Source organism: Paraburkholderia fungorum, assembly GCF_902833645.1.
GTDB lineage: Bacteria > Pseudomonadota > Gammaproteobacteria > Burkholderiales > Burkholderiaceae > Paraburkholderia > Paraburkholderia fungorum.
In genome coordinates this window covers 227,657-244,856 of sequence record NZ_CADFGE010000011.1, presented here as the reverse complement: position 1 = coordinate 244,856, position 17,200 = coordinate 227,657, and the positions used below count along the sequence as shown (strand labels likewise).

Sequence of the window (17,200 nt, the reverse complement as noted above, 5' to 3'; positions counted from 1 at the left end):
AGAACCGTGTCCCGCGCATGAAGCTTGAATGACAACGCGGCGCCCCGGTCATCGACCCGGGCGCCGCGTTGTCGTTTCAGCTTAAGGGTTGTCGCTACCGATACCGATGCCGATACCAATGTAAAACGGTCGACGCCGGCAAGCCGTTAGCCCGCCAGATCCGGAGGCAACTTCCCGCCGTTCGCCGCCAGCGCTTGCATCACCTGCTTGTGCAGCCAGATGTTCATGCTTGCCGAATCGTTCGTGTCGCCGCTGTACTTCAGTTCCTGGGCGAGTTGCTTGCGATGCTCGAGGCTGCTGTCGACGCCGAGCGCTTTCAGCGTGTCAACGATCGACGTGCGCCAGTTCAACGTTTGCCCGCTCTCACTCACGAACTGGTCCATGACAACAGCAACGTCGACATCGGCCAGCGGCGCGGGCGCCGGTGTCGCGTCGGGTGCGGCGGCTTGTGCCGCTGCCGGATCCGGTGTCGGCTCGACCGCAGGTGCGGGCTGGTCGGGCTTCGCTTTGCCGAAGAGCTTGTTTACGATGTCACCAAAGATGCTCATTCTGAATCCTTTGCAAGATGGGTTACCGGCGCAAGCACATTCCGCTCACGGGTTGAACACTGGCTGCGAATCGGGCGAATGACGCAGAGCACATGCGTTGCGGTGATCGGCAAGCCACACGTGATCGCTGATATGCCTGCAACCAGACTCAAAGAGTGTAGGAGAAAAGTACCTGGGGATGTGTCAAAAAAGGTCGTGCCGCGGACGCAGAGTTGCAAGCAAATGCAAGCGGACTTGCGAGCACACCTGCGAGGAGACTTGCAGAGAGAGGGACTGGCAGGCGGCATGCATGATGCAGCCGCTGCGAGAGAATGGCGGAAAACGCATAAGTTTGAAATCCGACAGCCGGACACCCGACGACGACGTCTGACCGACCAAGGCTTCCCCGGCGCCGCCGGGTGCCGCTGCGGACCCCACTTGCCGCTCTCAGCCCAGAGCGGCACGATTTGCCCGTTCCGCCGCCGTTACAGCACGACGGACCGGGCGCCCCACCTGCGATTGCCATGACGATGACGATGCAACCATCACGGCAATCCGTATGACATGCTTGATGTTGTTTTTATGTGCAGCGTTTGACGCCCGCTGCCTGCTCCCTGATTGGCCCGTCGCAATTCGCTCCGATACGGCGGGTCACGCGTGTGAACTGGTGCGTGACCCGTGCAACCGGCCTTCGCAGGAGATGTATCAGGCCGCCTTGGCTTCGCTACCCGGCGCTTGCGCGACTTCGTAGTTCGCCATGATTTCCAGTGCGCGCACCATCGCCGAGTGATCCCATGCCTTGCCGCCGTTGGCTGCGCACACGCTGAACAGTTGCTGGGCGCTGGCCGTATGCGGCAGGGCGATGCCGAGCTTGCGCGCGCCGTCCAGGGCGAGGTTCAGATCCTTCTGGTGCAGTTCGATGCGGAAGCCCGGATCGAAGGTGCGCTTGGTCATGCGCTCGCCATGCACTTCGAGAATTCGCGACGAAGCGAAGCCGCCCATCAGCGCCTTGCGCACACGTTCCGGATCGGCGCCCGAGCGCGAAGCGAACAGCAGGGCTTCGGCCACGGCTTCGATGTTCAGCGCGACGATGATCTGGTTCGCGACCTTGCAGGTTTGACCCGCGCCGTTATCGCCGATCAGCGAGATGTTCTTGCCCATCAGTTCGAACAGCGGCTTGGCAAGCGCAAAAGCCTTTTCCGGGCCGCCGACCATGATCGTCAGCGACGCTTCACGCGCGCCGACTTCACCACCGGACACCGGCGCATCGAGGTAGTCGACGCCCAGCGCGTTGATCTTCTTCGCGAACGCCTGCGTGTCGAGCGGCGAGATCGAGCTCATGTCGATCACGAGCTTGCCTTGCGTGAGGCCGGCGGCAACGCCGTCGTCGGCGAACAGCACGTTGGCGACGTCAGGCGTGTCCGGCACCATGATGATGACGATGTCGGCAGCTTGCGCGACGGCGGTCGAATTGGCGACCACGCTCGCGCTCTTGCTCAGATCTTCCGGCACCGGATACGCGCCATTCACGAACAGCGTGTGGCCGCCCTTGATGAGGTTGCGCGCCATGTGCGCGCCCATGATGCCGAGGCCGATAAAACCGATCTTTGCCATGTGTCTGAATCTCCAGTGTTGTTTGGGGTGGTGTGCCTGATGCGATCGACGGATCGGTCAGGCTGCGGCGTGGGCTGCACCGCGGGTTTGCCCGGCCACGCTTTGCACCCAGCCGAGGCCGGCGGCGGTGGTCGTGCGCGGCTTGTACTCGCAACCGACGTAGCCTTCGTAGCCGAGCGAATCGAGCAGGTCGAACAGGAACGGGTAGTTGATTTCGCCAGTGCCCGGTTCGTTGCGGCCCGGGTTGTCGGCGAGCTGGATGTGCGCGATCTGCGGCAGATTCTTCTTGATGGTCGCCGCGAGTTCGCCTTCCATCCGTTGCATGTGATAGATGTCGTATTGCAGGAACAGATTGTCCGAACCCACTGCGCGAATCACGTCGAGGCCTTCGCCCGAACGGTTCAGCGCGAAGCCCGGGATGTCGTACGAATTGCACGGCTCGACCAGCAGCCTGATGCCGGCTTTCTTCAACTCGCCCGCGGCGAAGCGCAGGTTGTCGACGATCGTCGAGCGCGCCTTGTCCGCATCGACGCCCGCCGTCGGAATGCCGACGAGGCAGTTCAGTTGCGGCACTTTCAAAGCCGTTGCGTATTCGATCGCGCGGCCGACGCCTTCCTGAAACTCGCTCACGCGATCCGGCAGGCACGCGATACCGCGCTCACCCGCTTCCCAGTTGCCCGCGGGGAGGTTGTGCAACACGAGTTTCAAACGGTTCTGCTGCAGACGTTCGCTCAACTCGGCAATCTGGTACGGATACGGAAACAGGAATTCGACGGCGTTGAAGCCCGCGTCCGCTGCTGCCGCGAAGCGGTCGAGGAACGGGACTTCGTTGAACAGCATGGTGAGATTCGCTGCAAATTTCGGCATGGTGCTTGTGTCTCGCTGGTCGGTCAGTGAAATAACTTCATGAGGCGGCATCGGGGTGCCGCACCGCGCTCAGGTGATGCTCATCGGTTCGAGGCGCGCTGCAACGCACCGGTCAGGGCGGGTTGAGCGCGGGTCGAACCATCAGCAAGCTCAGTCGAGCATGCTGATTGCCGTCGGCGCGTCTTCGCGCTTCTCGGCGAGCTCTTCGAACTCGTTGATCGCGTCGATTTCGGTGCCCATCGAAATGTTGGTCACACGTTCGAGGATCACCTCGACGATCACCGGCACGTTGAACTCGGAGAGCATCGATTGCGCTTTCAACAGTGCGGGCTTCAGTTCTTCCGGCTTGAATACGCGGATCGCCTTGCAGCCCAGACCTTCGGCAACCGCGACGTGGTCCACGCCATAGCCGTTCGTTTCCGGCGAATTGATGTTCTCGAAACCGAGCTGCACGCAGAAGTCCATATCGAACGCGCGCTGTGCCTGACGGATCAGGCCGAGGTACGAGTTGTTCACCACCACGTGCACGTACGGCAGCTTGAATTGCGCGCCGGCTGCCAGTTCTTCGATCATGAACTGGAAGTCGTAGTCGCCCGAGAGTGCGACGATCGGACGTTGCGGATCGGCTGCGCGCACACCGAGCGCCGCCGGAATCGTCCAGCCGAGCGGGCCTGCCTGGCCGCAGTTGATCCAGTTGCGCGCCTTATAGACGTGCAGGAATTGCGCGCCGGCGATCTGCGACAAACCGATCGTGCTCACGTAGCACGTATCGCGGCCGAACACCTGGTTCATCTCTTCGTACACGCGCTGCGGCTTCATCGGCACGTTGTCGAAGTGCGTCTTGCGGTGCATCGTCTGCTTGCGTTGCTGGCAATCGGCGACCCATGCGCCGCGGTCCTTCAGCTTGCCGGCGGCTTTCCATTCCTTCGCCACTTCAACGAACAGTTCGAGCGCGGCTTTCGCGTCCGACACGATGCCGAGGTCCGGTCCGAACACGCGGCCGATCTGGGTCGGCTCGATGTCCACGTGCACGAACTTACGGCCTTTCGTATAAACCTCGACGCTGCCCGTGTGGCGGTTCGCCCAACGATTGCCGATGCCGAGCACGAAGTCGGAGGCGAGCATCGTCGCGTTGCCGTAGCGGTGCGAAGTCTGCAAGCCGACCATGCCGGCCATCAGCGGATGGTCGTCGGGAATCGCGCCCCACGACATCAGCGTCGGGATCACCGGCACGCCGACGGTTTCGGCGAATTCGACCAGCAGGTCTTCAGCGGCCGCGTTCAGCACGCCGCCGCCCGAGACGATCAACGGCTTGTCCGAGTTGTTCAGCAGCGTGAGCGCGGCTTCGATCTGCTTGCGGGTTGCCTTCGGCTTGTAGACCGGCAGCGGCTCGTAGGTGTCGATGTCGAATTCGATTTCGGCGAGTTGCACGTCGATCGGCAGGTCGACCAGCACCGGACCCGGACGGCCCGAGCGCATCAGGTGGAAAGCCTGCTGGAACACGCGCGGCACCAGTGCCGGTTCGCGCACGGTGACGGCCCACTTGGTGACCGGCTTGGCGATCGATTCGATATCGACGGCCTGGAAGTCTTCCTTGTACAGACGGGCGCGCGGCGCCTGGCCCGTGATAGCCAGAATAGGAATCGAGTCGGCCTGAGCGGAGTACAAACCGGTGATCATGTCGGTGCCGGCAGGGCCCGACGTGCCGATACACACGCCGATGTTGCCCGGTTGGGCACGCGTATAGCCTTCGGCCATATGCGATGCGCCTTCGACGTGACGCGCCAGCACGTGGCTGATGCTGCCTGCCTTGCGCATGGCCGAGTAGAACGGGTTGATGGCTGCGCCCGGAACGCCGAAAGCGGTGTTGATGCCTTCTTTTTCGAGCACCAGCACGGCTGCGTCGACGGCTCTCATCTTGGCCATGAATGTCTCCTGAATGTCTGAGGTGGGCGAATCGCTGGGGTAACGAATCCGCTGACGGAATGTGCAAACCAAAAGGTGTTGATCGAACTGTAGGCTTCACCTAAAGGTTTGATAAGATCAGTCCGGGTCGCTTATTTCGAGACAAAAAGTATGGAATGCGCCGGTTTCATGGCGCGGCAGCCTGCGGAGCGGCGCATGGGCCGCGGCGATGCATGGGAGAGGAGACAAACATGGACCGCTTCAAACAGATCGAAACCTTCGTGCGCGTCGCCGACGCGGGCAGTCTCGCGGCGGCCGCGCTGGAAGAGGGCGTGTCGCCGGTGATTCTCGGGCGCCGCATCGACGCGCTGGAAAAGCGTCTCGGCGTGAAGCTGATGTACCGCTCGACGCGGCGCCTCGTGGTCAGCGAAGACGGCGCGGCGTTTCTCGAGCGCTGCCGCGGCCTGCTCACCGAATGGGACCAGGCGGAAAACGAACTGAGCGCCGGGCGGCGCGCGGTGAACGGCCATCTGATCGTGTCGGCGCCGGCCGCGTTCGGGCGCAAGCACGTCGCGCCGCTCGCGCCGGTCTTTCTTGCCGACAAGCCGGAATTGCAGGTGTCGTTCAATCTGACCGACCGGGTGGTGGACCTGGTGCGCGAGGGCTACGACCTGTCGATCCGGATCGGCGGTGCGGTCGATCCGAATTTCGTCGCGGTGAAGCTGGCGTCGAACCGGCGCGTGGTCTGCGGGACGCCGGAATATTTCCGCAAGCACGGCAAGCCGAAAACGCTCGAAGATCTGCCGCAGCACAACTGCCTCGCGTTCAACCTGCAAGGCGGCCAGAACCGCGGCTGGTATTTCCGCCGCAACGGCAAGCTGGCGACGGTGCGGGTAGGTGGCACGCTCGACTGCAACGACGGCGAATTGCTGCACCGCTGGGTGTCCGAAGGGCTCGGGCTCGGCTGGCGTTCAACATGGGAAATCCAGCAGCAACTGGCGCGCGGCGAACTGGAAACCGTGCTGGATGAATTCGCGCTGCCCGACTACGACATTCTGGCGGTCTATCCGCAGCAGCGTTATGTGCCGGCCAAGGTGCGTTACTTCATCGATTATCTGAAAGAGGTGTATGCCAGCGAGGATTACTGGAATCGCCCGACGTATTAACCCTGCGAGCCCTGCGCATTTAAATAGTCGAATGCAGGGGGGAGGCGGGAATAAACTCGGCGTGTGACCGGTTATGCGTGATGAGCGAGTGAATGCGAGTGAAAACGAGTCACACAGCCTAGCCGCAATGCCCTGGAGGGCCCAGGTGGTCCAAACCGATTCCGACGCCGCCCGCGCGCACGTCAATGCCGACGCCGATGCAGCAAGGAGCCGCCGCTTTCAGCAGCTGGCTTTGCCGCACCTCGACGCCGCATACAACCTTGCGCGCTGGTTGTGCGGCAACACCAACGACGCCGACGACGTCGTGCAGGAAGCGTTTATGCGCGCGTTCCGTTTTTTCGACACCTTCCGTGGCGATTCGGCGCGGCCGTGGCTGCTCGCGATCGTGCGCCGCACCTGGTACACGGAGTGGCGGCGGCGCGCGTCCTCGCATGAAATGGTCGAGTTCGACGACACCATGGACGACGCGACCTTCGACGGCTGGAGCACGGGTGGCGCGGATCCGCAGACGCTCCTGATCCGCGACGAGGATACGAGGCTGGTGCACGACGCACTCGCGAAGTTGCCGGTGGAGTACCGCGAGGTGCTGATCCTGCGGGAGCTTGAAGAAATGGGTTATCGCGAGATCGCGATGGTGGCCGATGTGCCGATCGGCACCGTGATGTCGCGGCTCGCGCGCGGCAGGCGCAAGCTGGCCGCGCTTCTGGGCGAAATGCAAGGAGGAGGCGGTTCGCCACGCGCCACGATGCCGGGCGCATGCACGACACCCACGGCTTCGGTCACACCCCTGCGGGCAGCCGCCAACGGCCGTCCGTCCAACAACCCCGGCGCAAGTGCCGCCGGCCTCGCTCAGGAGACGCCAGATGGACTGTAACGAAGCGCGGCCGCTCCTCGATGCGAACGCCGACCACGAATTGTCCGCGCCGGACGCCCAACGCATCCAGCAGCATATCGAGACGTGCGACGCTTGCCGGCGCGAAAGCGAAAACCTGCACGCGCTGAGCAAGTCGCTGCGCGCGCAGCCTTATCACCGGGCGCCGGATGCCCTGCGGGCGCGGATTCTTGCGGCACTGCCGGCTGCCGACACCGTGTCCGACGGACCGCTTGAAACCCCTCGGAGCACTCAGCAGCCGGAGTCTCAGTCGCGGCCCAAGGCGAAGCGCGGCGGACTGCGTGCCTGGCTGAACGGCTGGTGGCGTCCGCAAGGCACGCTGGGGCTATCTGGCGGGGGCGCAGGCACGGGCGCGACGATCGGACAGGGTTGGCTCGTCGCGCTGGTGGTCGCGCTCGGCGCGGTGGCCGTGGGTGTGACGATGAACCTGCAGCGTCCCGCGCAAGCCGGCCTGTTCGCCGATGAACTGGTCGAAAGCCATGTGCGGGCGCAAATGTCCGGTCACGACATCGACGTCATTTCGACTGATCGGCACACGGTCAAGCCGTGGTTCAACGGCCGGATCGATTATTCGCCACCGGTCGAGGATCTCGCGGCGAACGGTTTTCCGCTCGAAGGCGGCCGGCTGGATTACATCGGGCATCAGCGGGTGGCGGTGTTGGTGTACCGGTATCAGAAGCACGTCATCGACGTCTACGTGTTTCCGGAGGCACGCTCAGCGGCCGCTGGCGCTGCGATGACGCAGACCCGCGAGGGTTACTCGCTCGCGCACTGGAACGCGCAGGGGATGACCTGGTGGGCCGTGACCGACGCCGCGCCGGATGCGCTCGGCGGCCTCGAAGCGGCGCTGAAAGCCCGTCTGGCGGGCGGCAGCGAGCAGACCGAGGGAGGCTGAGCGGGTTTCTCGGGGGCCATCCGGTGGCGAACTTGCCGGGCGTGTATGGGCTAGGGCGGTCGGTCCGCCTAGCCCTAAACCCTTGAAAACACACCCGATTCACGCGCCGGATTAACGGGATATCTTGCAACCCGGCCCTAATCGGGTTACACTCTTTGGCTTCTCACTTGCCGCACCGGTTCCGACGCCCGGGTGGCTTTAATCCACAAGGAGTGAATATGCGTCATTACGAAATCGTATTTATCGTGCACCCGGATCAAAGCGAGCAAGTGCCCGCAATGATCGAGCGTTACAAGTCCACGATCACCTCGCACGGTGGCCAGATCCACCGTATCGAAGACTGGGGCCGTCGCCAACTGGCCTACATGATCGAGAAACTCGCGAAGGCTCACTACGTCTGCATGAACATCGAATGCGACCAGACCACGCTCGACGAGCTGGAACACGCATTCAAGTTCAATGACGCGGTTCTGCGTCACCTGATCGTCAAGATGAAGAAGGCCGAAACCGGCCCGTCGCCGATGATGAAGGAAGTGCAGCGCGAAGAAGCCAAGAAGTCGGCTGCTACGCAACCGTCCGAAGCGCAGGCTTAAGACACACTATTTAAGCTACCAGACGAAAGCGTCGCTCTCGCCAAAGGTTACATGAATCGGCTGCAACTTACGGCCAGCGTCGTCGAACGCGAACCGGTGCGGTATACCCCCGCCGGCGTTCCGATTGCAGGCTGCACGTTGCACCACCGCACGGAAGTCGTCGAAGCCGGCATTGCCCGGCAAGTCGAACTGACCATGCAGGCGGTAGCCGCAGGTGAGGCGAGCGGTAAGCTCGAAGGCTGTCAGATGGGCGTGGAAACGCTCTTCACAGGCTTTCTGGCAAAAAAGCACCGCAACGCAAGAACACTGGTATTTCACATCACAGAATTGCAGGACATTGGAAAGGACTGAACATGCCCCGCCCGACTGGTAAGAAATTCGACAAGCGTCGTCAGCAACAAAATCCGCTCTTCAAGCGCAAGAAGTTCTGCCGTTTCACGGCCGCTGGCGTCGATCACATCGACTACAAGGACCTCGAAACGCTGAAGGACTTCATCGGCGAAAACGGCAAGATCACGCCGGCGCGTCTCACGGGTACGAAGTCGCACTATCAACGCCAGCTGGATACGGCAATCAAGCGCGCACGTTTCCTCGCGCTGGTGCCGTACACCGACCAGCACAAGGCCTAACCCGACGACGCGATAAGGAGCATCCGAATGCAAATCATTCTTCTGGAAAAAGTCGTCAATCTGGGTAACCTGGGCGATATCGTGAAGGTCAAGGACGGTTACGCACGTAACTTCCTGATCCCGAACAAGCAAGCTCGCCGTGCAACGAAGGAAGCTTTGGCTGAATTCGAAGTTCGCCGCGCTGAACTCGAAAAGATCGCCGCTGAAAAGCTGGCTGCCGCTCAAGCTCAAGGCGAAAAGCTGGCAGGCTCGACGGTTCAGATCAATCAGAAGGCCGGCGTTGACGGTCGTCTGTTCGGCTCGGTGACGAACGCCGACATCGCTGACGCTTTGGTCAAACAAGGCTTCGCAGTGGAAAAGGCGCAAGTGCGTCTGCCGGAAGGCCCGCTGAAGCTGGTTGGCGAGCACGCTGTTCAGATCTCGCTGCACACCGACGTTCTCGTCGATGTGACGGTCGCTGTGATCGGCGAACACGTCTAAGCATTTAGCCGTATCTGCCAGGACGTTTCTGGCAAAAGGCAGGGGCCGGGTGACCGGCCCCTGCCTTTTTTATTGCTCGTTTTCCATGTATCGAAGTATCGGTTTTTGATTTCCCTCCGCGCGCATTTACCCCGATAATTCCTCTCCATGAACGCACCGTCCAAAGATCCCCAAATCGAGTCGCTGAAAGTCCCGCCGCATTCGATCGAAGCCGAGCAGTCGGTGCTGGGCGGCCTGCTGCTTGACAACGCGGCATGGGACCGCATCGCCGACTTCCTGTCGCAAAGCGATTTTTACCGATACGACCACCGTATCATCTTCGAGCACATCGGCAAGCTGATCGCGGCGACGCGTCCGGCCGACGTGATTACCGTGTACGAGGCGCTCGGCACCTCGGGCAAGGCGGAAGAGGTCGGTGGTCTTGCGTATCTGAACGCGCTGGCGCAGAACACGCCGAGCGCCGCCAATATCCGCCGCTATGCGGAAATCGTGCGCGATCGCGCGGTATTGCGCCGCCTCGTGTCCGTCGCCGACGAGATTTCCGCCGACGCGTTTAATCCGCAAGGTAAGGAAGTCCGCCAGTTGCTGGACGAGGCCGAGTCGAAGGTGTTTTCGATCGCTGAAGACGGCGCGCGTGGCACGCAGGGTTTCCTGGAAATCGGCCCCCTCCTGACCGAGGTGGTCGAGCGGATCGATACGCTGTATCACACCGCCAATCCGAGCGACGTGACCGGTACGCCGACCGGCTTCGTCGATCTGGATCGCATGACCTCCGGTATGCACGGCGGTGAGCTGATCATCGTGGCGGGCCGCCCGTCGATGGGTAAAACGGCGTTTTCGATGAACATCGGCGAATACGTGGCGGTCGAGTATGGTTTGCCGGTGGCCGTGTTCTCGATGGAAATGCCGGGCTCGCAACTCACCATGCGTATGCTGGGGTCGGTCGGCCGGCTCGACCAGCACCGCATGCGCACGGGGCGTCTGACGGACGAGGATTGGCCGAAGCTCACGCACGCGGTGCAGAAAATGAGCGAGGCGCAGATTTTCATCGACGAAACTGGCGGCTTGAATCCGATGGAATTGCGCTCGCGCGCGCGTCGGCTGTCGCGTCAGTGCGGCAAGCTTGGCCTCATCATCATCGACTATTTGCAACTGATGAGCGGTTCGTCGTCGGGCGAAAACCGCGCGACCGAAATTTCGGAAATCTCACGTTCGCTGAAGAGTCTCGCGAAGGAACTGGACGTACCGGTGATCGCGTTGTCACAGCTTAACCGTGGTCTCGAACAGCGCCCGAACAAGCGGCCGATCATGTCCGACTTGCGGGAGTCCGGCGCTATCGAACAGGACGCGGACGTGATTCTGTTCATCTATCGCGACGAGGTGTACAACCCGGACAGTCCGGACAAGGGCACTGCGGAGATCATCATTGGTAAGCAGCGGAATGGTCCGATCGGGCCTGTTCGGCTCACATTCCACGGCCAATTCACGAAGTTCGATAATTTTGCCGGCGCGCAGAATTTTTACAGCGAGTAAAGGGCTAACTGTCCGGCCTGTTGTAACGACGCTTTCAAAAGTGCGGCATCGATCCTGGAACGGTACAATGTGGCGGTTTTATGTCAGCCATAATGTGACCCATTTCCAGGATCCCAATGTTCGGTCGATTCATGCCCACCGAGGGCAAGTTCTTTGAAATTTTCAATGCACACGCAACGTGCATCGTCTCGGCAAGCCGCGAACTCGAGCTGCTGATCGACAACCTGCAGGACGCCGAGACTCATAAGCAGAATGTGCAGAAGGCGGAAAAGGCCGCTGACAAGCTCACGCACGAAGCGATCGACCTGCTGCACAAGACTTTCATTACGCCGCTCGACCGCGACGAAATCCACAAGCTGATCACCACGATGGACGACATCCTCGACCTGATGGAGGACGTCGCCACCGCTATCTCGCTGTACGACGTGCAGGCAGTGACTTCCGAGGCGAGCCAGTTGGCGCACATCTGCACGGCCACCTCGGAGCGCGTGCAGTTCGCTGTCAGCCTGCTGTCGGACATGAAGCAGGCGAGCCAGATTCTGAAGGCGTGCGAGGACATCGACCGTTTGGAATCGGAAGCCGACCGCGTGCTGCGCTCGGCCATGTCGAAACTTTTCCGCGAAGAAGACAACGTCAAGACGCTCATCAAGCTGAAGGCGATTTACGAATTGCTCGAAACGATCACCGACAAGTGTGAGGACGTGGCGAACATCATCGAAGGCATCGTGCTGGAAAACGCATAATGCAATCGATACAACTCGCTATCTGGGTCGTCGCCGGCCTGGTTGCCGTCGCGCTGATTTTCGACTTCATGAACGGCTTTCACGACGCGGCGAATTCGATCGCCACGGTCGTGTCGACCGGCGTACTGAAGCCGCAACAGGCGGTGGCCTTCGCGGCGGCTTTCAACGTCATCGCGTATTTTGTGTTCCACCTGAAAGTGGCGCAGACGGTCGGCAAGGGCACGATCGATCCGGATATCGTCGATCATTACGTCATTTTTGGTGCGCTGGTCGGGGCGATCGGCTGGAACATCATCACGTGGCATTACGGCATTCCATCCAGTTCGTCGCATGCACTGATCGGCGGCCTGGTGGGCGCGGCGCTGGCCAAGTCGGGCTGGGGGTCGCTCAATATCGACGGCTTGATGAAGACGGTTGCCTTCATTTTCATCTCCCCGCTGCTCGGTTTCATACTCGGTTCGTTCTTCATGCTGGCGGTGTCGTGGATCTATTTCCGCACGCCACCGAGCAAGGTCGACCGGCGTTTCCGGCGTCTGCAACTGGTCTCCGCGGGTTTGTACAGCCTGGGTCACGGCGGTAACGACGCGCAGAAAACCATCGGCATCATCTGGATGCTGCTGATCGCGACAGGCTATGCCTCATCGATCGCGGACGCTCCGCCGCTGTGGGTAATCGGCGGCTGCTATCTGTCGATGGGTGTCGGCACGTTGTTCGGCGGCTGGCGGATCGTTCGCACGATGGGTCAGAAGATCACCAAGCTGAAGCCGGTCGGCGGTTTTTGCGCCGAGACGGGTGGGGCGATTACGCTGTTTACCGCTTCGTGGCTCGGCATTCCGGTGTCCACCACGCACACGATTACCGGCGCGATCGTCGGGGTGGGCGCCACGCAGAAGTTGAGCGCGGTGCGCTGGGGTGTGGCCGGCAACATCGTCTGGGCCTGGATTCTGACGATTCCAGCCTCGGCGGCGCTCTCCGCAGCTGCCTGGTGGCTCGGCCACCGGTTCCTGTAAGCAGGCGGCGCGCGGACGGCGAGGCTGCCCGCGCGCGGCAAAGCAACTAAAGCTGTCGACAAAGCGCATCGCTCAGATCAACGGCGCGCTACCTCCATCCATCGGGACGATTGCGCCCGTTACATAGCTCGCGCGGCGGCTCGCCAGAAACAGCGCGACATCAGCGATTTCTTCCGGTTTTGCATAACGGCCGAGCGGCACTTTAGCCTGCCCGCGCGCTAACGCCTCCGCGCTTTCGATGCCTTGCTGCGACGCTTCGAGTTTGACGGCTTCCTCGACGCGCTCGGTCAGCGTCGAGCCCGGATTGATTGCGTTGATGCGGATGCCGTAGCGCGCGTAGTAGTGGGCGAGGCCGACGGTGGCGAGCATCAGCGCGGCATTCGCGGCACCCCCGGCGATATGGATGTCGCTCGCGATCTTGCCGCCCATGCCGATGATGTTGACGATCGTGCCGGGTGCGGCACCGTCGCCCGCCTTGACGCGCTCGGCCATGCGCCGCAGTACTTCCTGCTGAGGGTAGATGTACGGGAAATACTTGGCTTCCATGGTCGCGCGGAACGCGTCGGCGTCCAGCGTTTCCGGGTCGTAGCGGCGGGCGGCGCCGGCGCTGTTGATCAGCACATCGATCGGGCCGACCGCCGTGCTGACTTCCTCGACGACGTCCGCCGCGCTGTGCGGTTCATGCAGATCGGCGCGGGTCCGATGCACGTTCAGGCCTTCCTGTTTCAACTGTTCGTAAGCGCGCGCGAGATTGGCGGGGTCGCGCGAAACGATCGCCACCTTCGCTCCCTCGAGTGCGAAGGCCCGGGCGCAGGCGAACCCGATCCCTTTGCTGCCGCCCGTGATCAGTACCACCTTGTCTTTCAGCCCGAGATCCATCGTCATCACCTGCTGTCGGAAGAATATCGATGACGATAGCAGATCGGCAGCAAGGAGGGGATGGACCGGGCTGAGGTGCGCTGTTTGGGCTTCGTCGTGGGTGCGAGCCATGGAGCAACAAATCGAGGCCCGCGTCATGAGCGACGATTAGCCGGCGCCAGCGCTCCTAGAAATTGCCGTTGGCGAAGCGCGCGATCGGGTCGTCGGTGGTTTGCGTGGGGGCGGGGACGCCACGCGATGCGGTCGAAGCGCGCATGATCCGCACACCTTCTGCATTCCCGTCGGCTTGCTGGGCCTGCCGCGCCTGGCGGGCGGCGATTGAAGCGGACGGCGGAGGCGGCTCGAATGCATCGGCGGCGGCGTCGATCGGATCCGGCGCTCGCGCTGCGACTGCCGGCGATTGGGTGCGCGCCGCTGCCGTTTGCTGACTGGTTACGTTCGCTGTGGCGTCGTACGTACTCGCCTGCGCGGCCGGCTGCGGCACCGGCGACACTGCGCCTGCGGCACGCGCCTGTATCTGTGCGGCGCTCATGCCGGGCGGTGGCGGTTCGAATGGATCAGCCTGAGGTGCCGGCACAGCGGCCGCAGATTGCATCGCCAACGGGGCAGTGCCCGCATAAGCCGGCGCCGCCTGAGCCACCGGCGCAACACGTTCAGGCTGAGGCGCCGCCGCCTGATAGCTCGGTGTATCGAACGGCGCAGGCGTCACAGCCGGTGCCGCCACGCGGCGAATGCCGTCGAAGCGTTTGGCCCAATAAGGATTGGTCAGATAGTCGAGCCGCACGGTGCCGCCCGTCGACGGCGCGTTGACAAAGCGCAGCTTGCCCACATAAATACCGACGTGCGAATGCGCCCGCCCGGTCGTGTTGAAGAAAATCAGATCGCCCGGTGCGATTTGATCCGGTTCGATCGATTCGCCGCGACCGCTCATGTCGGCGGTAGTGCGCGGCAGATTCACGGAAGCGGCGCGCGATACGACATAGCGAACTAATCCGCTGCAATCGAAGCCACTATCAGGCGTATTACCGCCCCATCGGTATGGAATACCGACAAGACCCATTGCCTGAATGGAGATTTCTTCACGGCCAATGCTGTGGTCGACGAAATTCGGGAAGCCCGGCGGTGGCGCGTGATAAGCGCCGTTCGTGGCCACGACCGACGAACCTGGCCCGCGCGACGTTTTCTGCGGCGCGCCGGCGCAAGCGGCGAGCAGCAAAACGGTCAGCAGCGAAAGGGCGAGTCGGCGCATGAACACGAAGTGAGCGGTAAACGCTCGTTTAATGGCGGACGATGTCGGGATGGTAGCCCGTCAAACGTGGCTCAGGCAAGAATTCTTGATAAATTACTTGAAGTTTGAGCGCTAAGTGTTGCCCGTCGGCAGCGCGCGCCGAATAAAAAAGCCGCGCCCGGAGTGACCCGAACGCGGCTTCTGCATGAAGCTAATGCGTTGAAACTTAAAGAATTTCCGAAGCGTAATCCGCGAGGCGCGAACGCTCGCCGCGCGCCAGCGTGACGTGCCCGCTGTGTGCCCAGCCCTTGAAGCGGTCGACCACGTACGTCAGACCCGAGCTGCCTTCCGTCAGGTAAGGCGTATCGATCTGCGCGATATTGCCCAGACAAATGATCTTCGTACCGGGACCGGCGCGTGTGACCAGCGTCTTCATCTGCTTAGGCGTCAGGTTTTGCGCCTCGTCGATGATCAGATACTTGTCCACGAACGTACGGCCGCGCATGAAGTTCATGCTCTTGACCTTCAGGCGCGAGCGGATCAGCTCCTGGGTCGCGGCGCGGCCCCATTCGCCGGCGGCGTCGTCGGTTTTCTGCAGGACTTCGAGGTTGTCGTCGAACGCACCCATCCACGGCTGCATTTTTTCCTCTTCCGTACCCGGCAGAAAGCCGATGTCTTCACCGACCGGAACCGTTGCGCGCGTTACGATGATCTCGTTGTAGCGCTTGTCGTCGAGCACCTGGGCGAGACCGGCCGCGAGCGCGACCAGCGTCTTGCCGGTACCGGCCTGACCCAGCAGCGTGACGAAGTCGATCTCCGGATTCATCAACAGGTTCAGCGCGAAGTTCTGCTCGCGGTTGCGCGCCGTGATGCCCCACACATTGTTCTTGTGGTGGCCGTAGTCGCGCAAGGTTTGCAGCAGCGCCGTCTTGCCGTTCAGTTCGCGCACCAGCGCATGAAACGCCGGCTCGCCGTTCTGCGGCTCGAGATAGACGAACTCGTTGACCAGCATCGAGGCGCACAGCGGACCCGTCACGCGGTAATACGTGGTGCCGGTTTTGGTGTCCTGCCAGCTCTCCATGCCCTTCGCGTGTTTGGTCCAGAAGTCCTGCGGCAGCGCGCGGATGCCCGAGTACAGCAGATCGCTGTCTTCGAGAACCTGGTCGTTGAAGTAGTCTTCCGCGGGCAGGCCGAGCGCATGCGCCTTGATGCGCATGTTGATGTCTTTCGACACCAGCACGACCTGGCGATCCATCCGGTCGCGCTGCAGCGCACGCACCACGCCGAGAATCTGATTGTCGGCCTTGCCTTCCGGCAGACCTTCGACCGGTTCGATAGCGTTGAGTTTGGTCTGGAAGTACAGGCGCCCGGATGCCTCACGGCTGCCGAGACGCGCAAGCGAGATGCCGTCCGAGATATTGCCGGCGTTCGCCACCAACGCGTCCAGCGTGCGGCTCACCTGGCGAGCGTTACGCGCGACTTCGGACATGCCCTTCTTGTGGTTGTCCAGTTCTTCCAACGTCATCATCGGCAGATAGACGTCGTGTTCCTCGAACCGGAACAGGCAGCTTGGATCGTGCATCAGCACGTTCGTGTCGAGCACGAAAAGCTTCTGCATTTCGAGCGGGTCGGTGGACGTGCCGCGCTTCTTGCTGGTGCCGCGCGTGCTGGGTGCTACGGCTGCGGATGTGCCGGCGGCCGGGTCTTTCGCGCTCGGCGCGCGCGCGACGACCGGCTGCGCTTTGGCAGCGGGCGTGGAAGCAACCGCCGGCTCGGCTTGCGGACGGGCGGCGGGCACCGGTTGCAGCAAGGCGGCGGTCTGCTTCGATTTGCGTCCACGCGCCGGTGCAGCTTGCTCGGCGGATGCGGACGTAGCAGGGGAGGCCGACGATGCCGGTACGGGCCGCAAGGTGGTCGCGGCATTGGCTGCGTGCGCCATCGGCGTGGCGACGTTCGCGCGGCCGTAATCGGCCGACTCTGCGGATTCCCCAACGACCGCCTGTTTCTTCGCGGCGGAGCGCGCCGGTGTGGCGGCTTTGGCCTTGTATTCGTCAGGCGGCAGGAGATTGCCGAGCTTGCTGGGGGGGGTAGGCAAAGGCATGGTTTCCCTCGAAATAATCGGGTCACATTTCGTGCGCCGCCTGTCGCATTCTGCCGGTGCCAGTGTATGTGCACGCAGTTTGCGTCCGGAGGCGCGCATTCGGTCTAGAGATGCCGGTTCGCCTGGTCTTCGATCGGC

The 17,200-nt window shown here is 62.2% G+C and carries 17 protein-coding genes; 10 read left to right on the top strand and 7 right to left on the bottom strand.

The genetic code is table 11. The features are described 5' to 3' along the window. Nucleotides 1–146: 146 nt before the first annotated feature. From HWX91_RS29515 to gcl, 4 genes are all read right to left on the bottom strand, one after another. Complete coding sequence (locus HWX91_RS29515; RefSeq protein ID WP_028196689.1) at nt 147–548, bottom strand: DUF3597 domain-containing protein; 402 nt, start codon at nt 546–548, stop codon at nt 147–149. 684 nt (nt 549–1,232) lie between these two features. Continuing rightward, nucleotides 1,233–2,141 (bottom strand): 2-hydroxy-3-oxopropionate reductase, encoded by a 909-nt coding sequence (locus HWX91_RS29510; protein ID WP_028196688.1) that lies wholly within the window; start codon nt 2,139–2,141, stop codon nt 1,233–1,235. Nucleotides 2,142–2,198: 57 nt separating this feature from the next. Continuing rightward, complete coding sequence (gene hyi / locus HWX91_RS29505) at nt 2,199–3,008, bottom strand: hydroxypyruvate isomerase (RefSeq protein ID WP_028196687.1); 810 nt, start codon at nt 3,006–3,008, stop codon at nt 2,199–2,201. Nucleotides 3,009–3,158: 150 nt separating this feature from the next. Further along, nucleotides 3,159–4,934 carry a glyoxylate carboligase gene (gcl, locus tag HWX91_RS29500; protein ID WP_028196686.1) on the bottom strand — a complete coding sequence of 592 codons (1,776 nt, stop codon included), beginning with the start codon at nt 4,932–4,934 and terminating at the stop codon, nt 3,159–3,161. A gap of 230 nt (nt 4,935–5,164) precedes the next feature. Here gcl and HWX91_RS29495 point away from each other — a divergent pair, with 230 nt between their 5' ends. The 10 genes from HWX91_RS29495 to HWX91_RS29450 all read left to right on the top strand — a co-directional run bounded on the left by HWX91_RS29495 (nt 5,165) and on the right by HWX91_RS29450 (nt 12,854). Next, the gene (locus tag HWX91_RS29495; protein ID WP_028196685.1) at nt 5,165–6,079 is read left to right on the top strand and encodes a LysR family transcriptional regulator; all 915 of its coding nucleotides are present in this window, start codon (nt 5,165–5,167) and stop codon (nt 6,077–6,079) included. Between the two features lie 145 nt (nt 6,080–6,224). Beyond that, nucleotides 6,225–6,953 carry an RNA polymerase sigma factor gene (locus HWX91_RS29490; RefSeq protein ID WP_028196684.1) on the top strand — a complete coding sequence of 243 codons (729 nt, stop codon included), beginning with the start codon at nt 6,225–6,227 and terminating at the stop codon, nt 6,951–6,953. Further along, nucleotides 6,943–7,866, top strand: a complete 924-nt coding sequence (locus tag HWX91_RS29485; protein WP_028196683.1) for an anti-sigma factor family protein — start codon at nt 6,943–6,945, stop codon at nt 7,864–7,866. Before HWX91_RS29490 ends, HWX91_RS29485 begins: the two co-directional genes overlap by 11 nt. Nucleotides 7,867–8,084: 218 nt before the next feature. Beyond that, nucleotides 8,085–8,459: a 30S ribosomal protein S6 gene (gene rpsF, locus HWX91_RS29480; RefSeq protein WP_006048823.1), complete on the top strand. Its 375-nt coding sequence runs from the start codon at nt 8,085–8,087 to the stop codon at nt 8,457–8,459. A gap of 51 nt (nt 8,460–8,510) precedes the next feature. Continuing rightward, on the top strand, nt 8,511–8,810 hold the full coding sequence (gene priB / locus HWX91_RS29475; protein WP_028196682.1) for a primosomal replication protein N: 300 nt from the start codon (nt 8,511–8,513) through the stop codon (nt 8,808–8,810). A 2-nt stretch (nt 8,811–8,812) separates the two neighbouring features. Then, nucleotides 8,813–9,088 carry a 30S ribosomal protein S18 gene (gene rpsR, locus HWX91_RS29470; RefSeq protein ID WP_007182109.1) on the top strand — a complete coding sequence of 92 codons (276 nt, stop codon included), beginning with the start codon at nt 8,813–8,815 and terminating at the stop codon, nt 9,086–9,088. A gap of 27 nt (nt 9,089–9,115) precedes the next feature. Continuing rightward, nucleotides 9,116–9,568 carry a 50S ribosomal protein L9 gene (rplI, locus tag HWX91_RS29465; RefSeq protein WP_028196681.1) on the top strand — a complete coding sequence of 151 codons (453 nt, stop codon included), beginning with the start codon at nt 9,116–9,118 and terminating at the stop codon, nt 9,566–9,568. A gap of 147 nt (nt 9,569–9,715) precedes the next feature. Next, nucleotides 9,716–11,101: a replicative DNA helicase gene (locus tag HWX91_RS29460; RefSeq protein WP_028196680.1), complete on the top strand. Its 1,386-nt coding sequence runs from the start codon at nt 9,716–9,718 to the stop codon at nt 11,099–11,101. A gap of 116 nt (nt 11,102–11,217) precedes the next feature. Beyond that, nucleotides 11,218–11,844: a DUF47 domain-containing protein gene (locus HWX91_RS29455; protein ID WP_028196679.1), complete on the top strand. Its 627-nt coding sequence runs from the start codon at nt 11,218–11,220 to the stop codon at nt 11,842–11,844. Next, nucleotides 11,844–12,854 (top strand): inorganic phosphate transporter, encoded by a 1,011-nt coding sequence (locus HWX91_RS29450; protein ID WP_028196678.1) that lies wholly within the window; start codon nt 11,844–11,846, stop codon nt 12,852–12,854. The genes HWX91_RS29455 and HWX91_RS29450 overlap by 1 nt, the downstream gene beginning before the upstream one ends. A 72-nt stretch (nt 12,855–12,926) precedes the next feature. Here the strand turns inward: HWX91_RS29450 and HWX91_RS29445 are convergent, their stop codons facing one another. The 3 genes from HWX91_RS29445 to HWX91_RS29435 form a co-directional block, all read right to left on the bottom strand. Next, nucleotides 12,927–13,733 carry an SDR family oxidoreductase gene (locus HWX91_RS29445; RefSeq protein WP_028196677.1) on the bottom strand — a complete coding sequence of 269 codons (807 nt, stop codon included), beginning with the start codon at nt 13,731–13,733 and terminating at the stop codon, nt 12,927–12,929. A 166-nt stretch (nt 13,734–13,899) separates the two neighbouring features. Beyond that, a complete protein-coding gene (locus tag HWX91_RS29440) occupies nt 13,900–14,982 on the bottom strand; it encodes a C40 family peptidase (protein ID WP_028196676.1) in 1,083 nt (360 codons plus the stop codon). Nucleotides 14,983–15,187: 205 nt separating this feature from the next. Beyond that, nucleotides 15,188–17,062 (bottom strand): PhoH family protein, encoded by a 1,875-nt coding sequence (locus HWX91_RS29435; RefSeq protein WP_028196675.1) that lies wholly within the window; start codon nt 17,060–17,062, stop codon nt 15,188–15,190. Nucleotides 17,063–17,200 lie beyond the last annotated feature (138 nt).